We start from the raw sequence: 10,789 nt of genomic DNA, 5'->3' as shown, positions 1-10,789 counted from the left end.
ATTTATCGTGTGCTTGCATTGTGGTGCGGGCAATTCAGGTTTTCGGCTAGGCTCTCAGCCCAACTTCACACAATTATCAACACAACCTAGCTAAGAAGGGTTTCTGATGAATGCAAAATAAATCCCATAGCTGAAGCAAATCAAACCTAACTTGAGGCTCAACTAAAATTCTAGAGGGAGAATCATGCTTGTATTTAGCTAAGGAACAATCAAAGACGCGATTAAAAATGTCCTCTTCTATGGACAGAGAGAAAATTTTTGCTTTTCTAAAGTTTTTGAGGCTAACAGTTAACCTTGGGAATAAATTTCTACTGCTACCTTCAGCTACTTTTCTAGGCAGTCTGATTCTGTATCTACCTTTGAGGATTTCAATACCTACAACAGCATTAGAGGATGTTTGAGAATACGGAGAACTTGAGAAGAATTAGGTCAGCCGACGCAGCATGAGACGAATCATCGCAACGTAGATGAAAGCTTCTGAGGAAGCGGGTAAGCGCTCGTAATCGAGATTAAGGCGACGACACCAATGTAACCAGCCATAAGTTCGGTCGACGGTCCAACGTTTGGGGAGCAGGACAAACCCTTGTGTGGAGTGAGGACGCAACACGACTTGCAGAATCAGATGGAAGGTATCCATGACCCATTGCAGAAAGGCTTCACCGGAGAACCCACCATCGACCCAGATTCGCACTATCGAGGCCAGCGGTGACGCTCTTGGTGCACCTGAGCTAACAATTGCTTTGCGCCTTGGCGCTCCGGAGTGTCCGCTGCCACGACTTGGACCGCAATCAACAATCCGAGTGTATCGACCAGCGTAAAGCGTTTGCGTCCTTTGGTCTTTTTGCCCGCATCATAGCCTACCTCCTGATGCACCATGACGGCAGTTGCCACGGTTTGCGAATCGAGACTCGCAGCACTGGGACTGGGAAGACGGTCTTCGCCCACTCTGACCCACTGCACTAACTGGTCATGAATTCGCTTCCAACTGCCATCATTACGCCATTTGCGAAAGTAGTAGTAGACCGTGGAGTAAGGCGGATATTCGTGCGGTAACAAGCGCCAAGCACAGCCACTCACCAGCACATACAGCATCGCTTGCACCACCAACCTCAAATCCACCGTTCGAGGTCTGCCACTTTGAGCAGCAGGAAGCAGCAGCGATTGGAACACTTCGTACTGTTCCAGCGTGAGTTCGGTCGGATACGCTAGAGTCATGGCTTCTTGGGGGGCTGTTGAGCTTTTGTTATTCTTCAGCCTAAACCCCAAGAAGTTTCTTGCATTACGGGTGTCTAGTGCTACTTCCTAAACATCCTCTGAGACATAATTTATCTCCATGAGGGATAGATTAAATGTCTAATAGCCACTCAATAGCCAAAAGTTCAGCTTCTCAAACCTAGATTTATAGAAGCACTCACACCTTGAATCAGAAGTCACTATCTCCTTTAGCTAGAGTTTAACTGTCCCGATGCCCACAACCAAATCCATGTCCACAACCAAATTAAGGTGTGAGCAATTTTATTTTTACGCAGTTGTCTCTGTTCTTGTCTCTAGGTAGCTGAGAGCAGTTTTACGCGAGCAAAAGAGCCGTTTGACTGGCAGCGTTTTTGTTCCCGGAAGCACGCGAAGCAGCAATAGCGTCTTCTAACTGGGTTGGCGCAAGGGGTTCGTCTCGAAGGGCGGCGACACATTTTGCACATCCGCATTGAAGCGCCGTAGTTTGACGAGCCGTGGATGTCGGGCCAGTTGTTGACTCAGTTGTTACCTGTTGCGCCACAGTTCGAGGTAAGGCGTAAGTGTCTGTTGCACCAGAGTTAACGCTCCAGCCTAAATCCCGCAGAGCGGCTAGAGTTAACGTGCTGAGTGGAGTAGCCGCTCCCGAACCTTCTGCATAGGGCGTCATGAGTTCTGTGTCATATCGCGTTTCATCCCAGTGAGCGAAGACCTGCGGTTCTACTGGAACTGCAACAGCGCTCGTTCCTCCGAGTAAATCTCCGTAAGCATAGCCAGCATAACTACCTGCGGCATAAGTTGCAGAATTGCGATCGATCCAGTTTTTGCCCATGCTAAATCGCGTTCCATCGTAATCTACAAATTCAACAGGTTCCCAAGCTGTCCCAAAGCCTAAAACGTGGGCAAGCTCATGAATCATGACGTTCCGCAGGTAGAGCGGATTCGAGTTGAAGTCGGCAAATCGGCGGGCGTTGATGGTGCTTGCCCCACGACGAATGACGAGATCATTGGTGGCGCTAATCCCAAAGGTGGGTCCTGAAAGCGCTAACGTACTAGTATCAGCTAACCCCGCCTGACCGACTAAACTCTGTCCTGAAATCGTGACCGTTAGATCTTTAAACTCAGTGATGGCGCTGCGGTTGGTGATAATGTTCTCCCAGAATTTCGCTGCCTCTACGATCGCCGCTCGAGCCGTCTCCTGCAATCCTTCTAATCCGCTACCAAAGTTTAAGTTCAGGCTAAATTTCTGATCGTCTTGAGCCATTGCTGCGAAGTTTGTAGAGACGCTATAGGCAGAGGCTTGATCGCGGTAACTCAGCACTTGAATGTAGTACGTGCCTGCACTAAGGAATCGTCGGAGCGATTCGTTTGCGGTGCCGCGCTCCCATTGATACGCCAAGACCTCATTGCCATCGATCGCACCGTTATTATTGGCGTCTTGAATCAATTTAATGTCTGCATCTCCGCTAAGATCCGCTAAGTTCGCGGTGAAAACGCCTGACTCACCTAGACTAAAGCGATAAAAATCGCTCAGATTGCTGCCATTGACCTGATCGCTCACGGTAAAGATGGCTGAGTTCATTGCGATCGCGGTTGATATGCTGTCACCTTGGGTAAGAGCCGCTGTTGTCTGACCATTGGTTAGCTCCGTCACCGGACTGGTGCTAGGAATGTTGTTGCCGCCAGAGCTAGTGATAATTGCCTCGGTGGCAGAATCGCTTCGTAACAGGGTGCCTAAGGGCTGCCAATTTAGCTCGGTCGTCTGAAATGTCTCTTTACGGGCAAAGCTCCCCTGATTCAGAGACCACCCGGAATTTTCTCCAGTTTTGGTATTGTGCCACAGCAAGTCAAGGCTACCATCGCGATTAAAATCGGCGATGCTGGTAATTTTCCAGTCCAGACCCTGGGAAGGCAAGTAAACAGAGCGCTCCAACTGAGTGCCGTTCAAAAACCACAGGGCGTTCTCTCCAGTCTGATCATTTCGCCACAGCAAATCGGAATTGCGACTAGCTCTGTCAAGCTCCAAAGAATTGCTATCAAAATTGCCAATGCCTTTGATATCCCAAGCCAGATCAACAGTTCCGAGCGACACGGATTGAGAGAAATTGGTTTTGTCAAGCAACCAGACCTCAACTGCGCCTGTCTTGCGGTTACGCCATTGAATATCAAGAGAGCGTCCGCCATGCTCTGAAGCCGTGCCGTTAAAATCACCGACGGTCTCGATTTCCCAGTTCAAATCGCTGGTGGTAGGCAAATACACACTTGTGCTGAAGCTCGTTCCATTGAGCAACCAGAACGCAGTTTCCCCGGTTTTGAAATTGTGCCACAGCAAATCTAGCTTTCCGTCTTGGTTAAAATCGCCAGTGTTGGTAATTCGCCAATTAGTATCTGCAACGGTTGCTAAGGGTAGTTGTTGAGCCGTTGTGCCATCGATCGTCCAAATCTTGACCTCTCCAGTCCGAGCGTTCCACCAGAGTAAATCATCTTGCTGATTACCGTTGAAATCTCCAGTTCCAGCAAGCTGATAGTTTGAATCGGATAGGGTGAGCAGCGCTTGGCTTTTTGGTGTACTGCCGTCAAGACGCCAACTCTGAACTTTGCCTGTTGCTAGATCTTGTCCTATCAAATCGGTGCGACTACTGCTAACTAATGCAGAGCGCTGCGTTGTTGATAGAAGTGGATCTAACGGCTCAAAGTCTGATGGCAATGAAAGTGGGAGGACATTCGTGGTCAGTGGGCTATCGCCTTGCATAGTCCTCCTCTAAGGTAATGGCGTTAGTAATGGCGTTGTATTGATTGAGTTGTTTAAATGCGTTTGAACGAAACTCGAAGCTGGAAAAAACAGATCTGGAAACCCTACGACGTTTATAGCTGTTCACCGCAAACTGTGACGCGCTTTGCGCCCCGACTAAAACTTTAAGGATGCTTGCGAAGGTTTGCCCCTAAAGCAAGGTATTTGAGTTCAATAAACTAATATTTCAACTGGTCAATTATTTCGACAAGTCAAGAGGGTAGATGCATAGAGCTAACGACTGTACCGACCTAAGAATCAGTAGATTCCTATACCCTGAATTCAATTCTATAGAGTAATCTCCGGATTAAAAGATGAAGATTCAGTAAAGGATTAGAATTTTGTATCTCCTGTGTCAGAGAAGACGCCAAATAAAAGGGTAGCGGTATGCTCGACTGCGGTTATCTAAGCTGTAGATAATGGCGATGATTGGCATGATGAAGCTGGCAACCAGGAGCGCAATGCCTAATACGATCGCAATAGGAATGCCAATGATACTCGCGGCTAATAGCCCTGCTAAAATTCCATACAAATAGAGATTAATGTGAAAATTAATTGCTTCTTTGGCATTTTCTTTGATTACTGGATCGTTATTAATGAATAAAATAGCGATCGGGATGCCAATCGAGACCAGTAACGAACTGAAGAAAATTGAGCCGTGGCAAAGGGCTGAGAGGAGGCGATGTTGATCAGAGTTTTGCATAGCTATTCCATCGTCAGGTTCTATAGGAGCAACCGAATAAAGGTGAAGGAGCAGTTGCGTCTAGATCACAAATCTTAGACTACAGAGGACGGACATCTCTACTTCTATTTTCTTCTCCTAACGCGGTGTTTCTCGCTATTCTTAAAGTATTGTCAAGTCTTTCTTTCCCCGCAATCCATCAGATCCCAGCATGTCTAGTGAACTTCAGGCTGAATTGCAGACGGCGGTAGAGCAGCGACGCAACTTTGCGATTATCTCTCACCCTGACGCCGGAAAAACAACGCTGACCGAAAAACTGTTGCTGTATGGAGGTGCAATCCATGAAGCAGGGTCGGTGAAAGCTAGACGCGCTCAGCGGCACGCAACCTCAGACTGGATGGCAATGGAGCAACAGCGCGGTATTTCCATCACATCAACGGTGCTGCAATTCGTCTACCGTGCCTGCCAAATTAACTTGCTCGACACGCCAGGTCACCAAGATTTTAGTGAAGATACCTATCGAACCCTGGCGGCCGCCGACAATGCGGTGATGCTGATCGATGCAGCGAAAGGATTAGAGCCACAGACTCGAAAGTTGTTTGAAGTGTGTCGGATGCGATCGCTGCCTATCTTCACGTTTGTCAACAAGCTCGATCGTCCGGGCCGCAGTCCGCTAGAGTTGATGGACGAGATTGAGAAAGAGCTGGGAATGCAGACCTATGCTGTGAACTATCCCATTGGCATGGGCGATCGCTTTAAAGGGGTGTTCGATCGGGTGACCCGCAAAATCCACTTATTCGAGCGCAGCGAACACGGAAGGCGAGAAGCGGTTAACACCGTGATCGATTTAGGCGATCCAAATATCGAGGATTTATTGGAGCAAGACTTGTACTACCAGTTCAAAGATGAATTGGAGATGATCGAAGAGTTAGGCTCAGAACTTGATTTAGAAGCCGTTCATGTTGGAGAGATGACGCCGATCTTCTTTGGTAGTGCGATGACGAATTTTGGGGTCGAGCTATTTCTCAATTCGTTTCTGGAACACGCGCTCAAGCCTGGAGTTCACGAAAGTACGCAAGGCGAAATCTCGCCGACCTATCCAGAATTCTCAGGATTTGTGTTTAAGCTTCAGGCAAACATGGATCCGAAACACCGCGATCGCGTCGCCTTTGTCCGGGTCTGTTCTGGCAAGTTTGAGAAAGATATGACTGTGAGCCACGCTCGCAGTGGAAAAACCGTTCGGTTGTCTCGTCCTCAAAAGCTCTTTGCTCAAGACCGTGAAGTGATCGAAGAAGCTTATCCCGGTGATGTGATTGGTTTAAACAATCCTGGCGTGTTTGCGATCGGAGACACCATTTATAGCGGTCAGAAATTGGAGTATGAAGGTATTCCGTGCTTCTCGCCAGAAATGTTTGCCTTTCTCCGAAATCCCAACCCATCTAAGTTTAAGCAGTTCCGCAAAGGCGTTTCTGAACTGCGAGAAGAAGGCGCAGTGCAGATTATGTACTCTGCGGACGAAGCGAAACGCGATCCCATTTTGGCAGCCGTGGGGCAACTCCAGTTTGAGGTTGTGCAGTTCCGTCTACAAAATGAGTACGGCGTCGAAACGCTGTTAGACCACCTGCCGTACACTGTGGCACGCTGGGTCGATGGCGGTTGGGATGCGCTGCACAAAGTTGGGCGGGTGTTCAACACGCTGGTGGTGAAAGATAGCTGGGAGCGTCCTGTATTGCTTTTCCGCAATGAGTGGAATTGTCAGCAGCTTGAAGGCGATCATCCAGAATTGAAGCTCAATAAGACTGCGCCTGTGGTCTCTGGAAGAGAACCAATGGCAATTTGATTGCCAAGATTCGGATGTCTTGGGAGCGAAAATTTAGCCCTTGATATCTCGCAGCGCGAGATATCAAGGGCTTTCAGGTTTAATGCAAGAGACATGTTTGACAAGGTAAAAAATTGGTGAATACTACATCATCAATCCTTTCCATAGCAAAAGGGGATCAACTGTAGGGAGAACGTAGGTTCTTCCGGAAGCTTTACTTAAAGTAGTGAATTATACACGAAATATATTTGCTTACGGAACTCCTATGGTGTCCTCACCGAGCAACCCTTTTGAACTAGACAACGCCATTTTCTCCGAAGTTGCGCTTTGCGCTAATCGCGTTTCAAATGGTTGTTTAACTCATCACTTAAATAAGGCACTCAGTGTTGCTCCAGAAGGTATGGCAGAAGTAGATACCGAAAAGGCATTTCAACTTGTCGATCGCGTTCTTCCTTTTGAGGCGTGTCTTTATCACCAGATATTGCCGCTGTCTCTAGAAGCAGGATGCTTGTACTTGGGAATGGTTACCTTAGAAGATGCGATCGCATTAGATTACGTCCGTCGGCTTGTAGGCTTTATGAATTACACGTTGGCTCCTCAACGGCTCTCATCAGAAGCCCATTATGCTGCTCTGTCAGCTTATTTAAACTACAGTCAAGCTCAAAGAAAAACACCTGCTGAACCTTCGTCTATATCAACAGGCTCTCAAACCAGAGTTGAGGAAACGATCGCTGAGAAAGTCGCTCTCGATTTTCATTCCAACGACACTTTTCATTCCAAAGACACTTACATCTTAGAAAGTCCAGATGAATTAGATCGCGAAGAAGAACATTGCACTTCATCCCCTGAGCCAACTTCTCAGCGCGATCAACTTTCGATGCCTGGAAGCGCACTTCCCGTCTTAGAAGTCAGTACTACCCATCTAAATAGCTCCGATGAGACCTTGGCTCAACTGCCCCCAGATCAGCTACTACAAGAACTCCTCGGACGCATTTTCATAGATGGAATTGGCCGGCTCTACTTGGAGCGTCAAGCGACTAGTGGACGAGTGTTGTGGAGCCAGAATGGTATTTTGCAATCTGTGATCAACGAGCTTCCTTTGCCTGTTTTTCAAGGTCTGCTAAACGAATTGAAGCGCTTGACTCACTTACCGCCTAGTCCCCTTCAAACCGCACAACAGGTTGAGATTGAGCGGCTTTGCCAAAACAATAGAGTGCTGCTACGGCTCCGAATGATGCCTAACACTCATGGAGAGGAAGCGACCTTGCAAATTTTACGAGGCGCAGCGCTAAAGTTTTATCAGAAGCAGCAGTTAACCAATTTGAGCCGAGATGCGCTGGGTATCGCTAAGGACTTGCAGAGAAAACTAGGAGAGATCCGCGATCGCCGCACTCAAGCCAGCCAACCTCTCCCCGTCGACTCTTCAACAGTAATACCTACCTTGGGTCAGGTCTTACAGATCGTCGAACAGCAACTTGTCAATCTGCAAGACCTAGATCAGGAGGCTTAAACGATCGCAGGTTGCTTTGTCCAACGTCCTAGGGGTGTTCCAATAACGGCAAGTTCCTGCATGAGTTGATCAAACCGATCGGGCGTTAGAGATTGAGGTCCATCAGACAAAGCTTTTTTCGGGTTCGGATGAACTTCAATCATCAGCGAATCGGTTCCTGCCGCAATCGCAGCCATTGCCATCGCGGGAACGTATTCTGCTCGTCCTGTGCCATGGCTTGGATCGATCATGATTGGCAGATGCGTGAGCGACCGCAGCACCGGAATAGCAGACAAATCTAAAGTGTTGCGAGCAAATTGTCGGTCAAAGGTCCGAATGCCACGCTCACACAGAATCACGTTAGAATTTCCGGCTGCCAAAATGTATTCGGCGGCCATTAGCCAGTCTTCGATCGTCGCTGCCATCCCACGTTTCAGCAAAACTGGTTTATCTTGAGCGCCAACTTTTTTGAGCAGCGAGAAATTTTGCATATTGCGTGCCCCAATTTGGATCACGTCGGCAACGTCTGCGATCGCGTCTAAATCCGCGGCGTCCATCACTTCAGTAATAATGCCCAATCCTGTCGCATGGCGAGCCGCCGCCAGCAGTCCTAGCGCACTCTCGCCATGTCCTTGAAATGCATAGGGAGAGGTGCGGGGCTTGAATGCACCGCCACGTAGAAACTGCGCTCCAGCGGCTTTAACTCGCTCTGCGGTTTCGATGATCATGTCTTCGTTTTCAACTGAGCAAGGACCTGCCACAACCACAATCGGATGATGCTCGCCAAAGTAAACCGTTTTATCAGGAGTCGGAACAGCGACCTCGCTCGCTTCTCCATGTCGGTACGTTCGACTGGCTCGCTTAAAAGGTTGCTCAACGCGCAATACTTGCTCAATCCACGAGCTAACTTCCTGAATTTGCAACGGATCGAGCGAAACTGTCTCACCAACCAAACCAATCACAACTTTGTGCTGACCGACAATTTTTTCGGGTGTCAGTCCCCAGCTTACAAATTCTTCAGTAAGCCGTGAGATCTCAGCTTCCGGAGAGCCAGCTTTCATTACGACGATCATGGTGGAGTTCCTGTTGGGTTATAGAATGGGCATCCGCCTAGGCAGAGGTGAAGAGGATCTGCGAAGAGGGCGTCCACTCATCCTAAAACAGATATTCAGAAACGGCTTTTGAATCGTCTAATCTTGCAGGGCCACCCTGCAAAAATTTGGTTGCTCCATGAGAATCTTGAGCTTTATGAGTAAGAATGCCAGTGAAACAGCTCGATTTGAAAGAATTCAGACGTGAGCAGGCATATGCCTGCTCACGTCTGCTGAAGCACCATTGATTATTTTTTAATAAATACTTTGTTAAGACAATGTGAACTGTAACAGTTCTCGTAACGTCCTCTGAAGAACTGATATATAACCTGAATATATGGTGCCTAACGCTCAGTGGGTTGTATTTCAAGTTGTAATCGGTAGCTTAACTGCTGTTCATCAATCAACTCTCTTGTCCCTCTGGTCTAAGTGCAGTCGATTATGTTTTGAGATACAGCATTCTACCCTGCTCAGGTTGCACATGGGTTTTTAGTTAAGGGCAACGGTTACTTCAATTCTTTAACAAATCGTGGAGTAGATTGATGCATTGGACTATTGCTGCACCTTTTATCGAGCGGCAAAATTTTGGGTCTGGAAACTGGTTAGAGCCTTATGTGCCTGGTTCGCGGCACCAATTCACACTGATTCCCCGTGAGAAACCACAAGAAAACTGGCACACTCGCAAATCTAAGTTCACGGGCATTGGTGAGTGGGTGAATCACTGGCAGCAAGGTTGGGATGCCGTTCAAACCACTCAGGGCGGAGTGATTACAGTTTTTCCTCAATTAGCAGCGGTGGTTGGACTGCAGCAGCAGCTTTGTTTTCGCCGACGCATTCCTGTAGTTGCCTGGTTATTTAATGTTGGGACTTGTCACAAAGGGCTACGCCGACAGATTAGCAGAGTTAGCCTACAGCATGTCGATCGCTTTATTGTTCATACGCAGCGCGAGCGTCACATTTACAGTGAATGGCTTGATCTACCCCTCGAACGGTTTGAGTTTGTGCCCTACCAAGTTCCTAATATTCCCGTGACCTACAAAGAAGAGACCCAGCAGCCTTTTATCACGGCGCTTGGTTCCGCTCACAGAGATTTTCCGACATTTTTTGGGGCAATTGAGAAGCTCAACTTACCTGCTGTCGTTGTTGCTGGCAAACGTGCATTGGAAGGCTTAACGATTCCATCGCAAGTGGAACCGCGCTCTGGAATATCGAGAAGCGAGTGCCTAAAGTTAGCGCAGCAAGCCCGCATTAATGTAGTGCCCTTAACTCCAGATGAGCAAGTGACAGCCGCAGGACAAGTCACGATTGTGGAAGCTATGCGGATGGGATGCACCTTAATTGCTACGCGCTGCAATGGTGTAGAAGACTACATCATTGATGGTGAAACCGGGCTGCTTGTAGAACCCTTTTCCAGAGAAAGTATGCTGCAAGCGATCGAAAAGCTCTGGAACGATGAAGCCCTAAGGCATCGTATTGGTGCAAATGCAAAGCGATATGCTGATATGAATTTCTCTGACGAGGCAGCAGGAGCAGCCCTTGGACGAGTGTTAGATAGCATTGAAGATGCTCAAACAACCTGTAGATCTTCCTCTGTGTTCATCTAAGTAGTTGTACGAAATTAATTACGCAAATAGTAGACTTAATCGGCAATAGCTTAATCTAGAAGACATATAGTTATTCTCGCTCG

6 protein-coding genes and 1 pseudogene are annotated in these 10,789 nt (G+C 47.9%); 3 read left to right on the top strand and 4 right to left on the bottom strand.

Annotated features, from left to right (window positions below; genetic code table 11):
• Positions 1-424: 424 nt before the first annotated feature.
• The 3 genes and pseudogenes from AC5I6P_RS21670 to AC5I6P_RS21660 all read right to left on the bottom strand — a co-directional run bounded on the left by AC5I6P_RS21670 (position 425) and on the right by AC5I6P_RS21660 (position 4,724).
• Positions 425-1,215: pseudogene (locus AC5I6P_RS21670) on the bottom strand (IS5 family transposase).
• Between the two features lie 352 nt (positions 1,216-1,567).
• A complete protein-coding gene (locus tag AC5I6P_RS21665) occupies positions 1,568-3,982 on the bottom strand; it encodes an FG-GAP-like repeat-containing protein (RefSeq protein WP_495695842.1) in 2,415 nt (804 codons plus the stop codon).
• Positions 3,983-4,376: 394 nt separating this feature from the next.
• Positions 4,377-4,724, bottom strand: coding sequence for a DUF4870 domain-containing protein (locus AC5I6P_RS21660; RefSeq protein WP_495695841.1), 348 nt, complete (start codon positions 4,722-4,724; stop codon positions 4,377-4,379).
• 190 nt (positions 4,725-4,914) lie between these two features.
• On the opposite strand from AC5I6P_RS21660, the gene prfC reads away from it, so the two are divergent.
• Both prfC and AC5I6P_RS21650 read left to right on the top strand, forming a co-directional pair.
• Positions 4,915-6,543: a peptide chain release factor 3 gene (gene prfC / locus AC5I6P_RS21655; RefSeq protein ID WP_495695840.1), complete on the top strand. Its 1,629-nt coding sequence runs from the start codon at positions 4,915-4,917 to the stop codon at positions 6,541-6,543.
• Between the two features lie 244 nt (positions 6,544-6,787).
• Positions 6,788-8,032 (top strand): hypothetical protein, encoded by a 1,245-nt coding sequence (locus AC5I6P_RS21650; protein WP_495695839.1) that lies wholly within the window; start codon positions 6,788-6,790, stop codon positions 8,030-8,032.
• Here AC5I6P_RS21650 and aroF read toward each other — a convergent pair.
• On the bottom strand, positions 8,029-9,084 hold the full coding sequence (gene aroF, locus AC5I6P_RS21645) for a 3-deoxy-7-phosphoheptulonate synthase (protein WP_495695838.1): 1,056 nt from the start codon (positions 9,082-9,084) through the stop codon (positions 8,029-8,031). The two genes, AC5I6P_RS21650 and aroF, sit on opposite strands and share 4 nt — an antisense overlap.
• Positions 9,085-9,644: 560 nt before the next feature.
• Here aroF and AC5I6P_RS21640 point away from each other — a divergent pair.
• Positions 9,645-10,706, top strand: coding sequence for a glycosyltransferase (locus tag AC5I6P_RS21640; RefSeq protein WP_495695837.1), 1,062 nt, complete (start codon positions 9,645-9,647; stop codon positions 10,704-10,706).
• The last annotated feature ends 83 nt before the right edge of the window (positions 10,707-10,789 follow it).

It is taken from the genome of Myxacorys sp. (genome assembly GCF_059501405.1).
The sequence above is the reverse complement of the archived record's forward strand: the minus strand, read 5'-3'. Positions and strand labels throughout refer to the sequence as shown.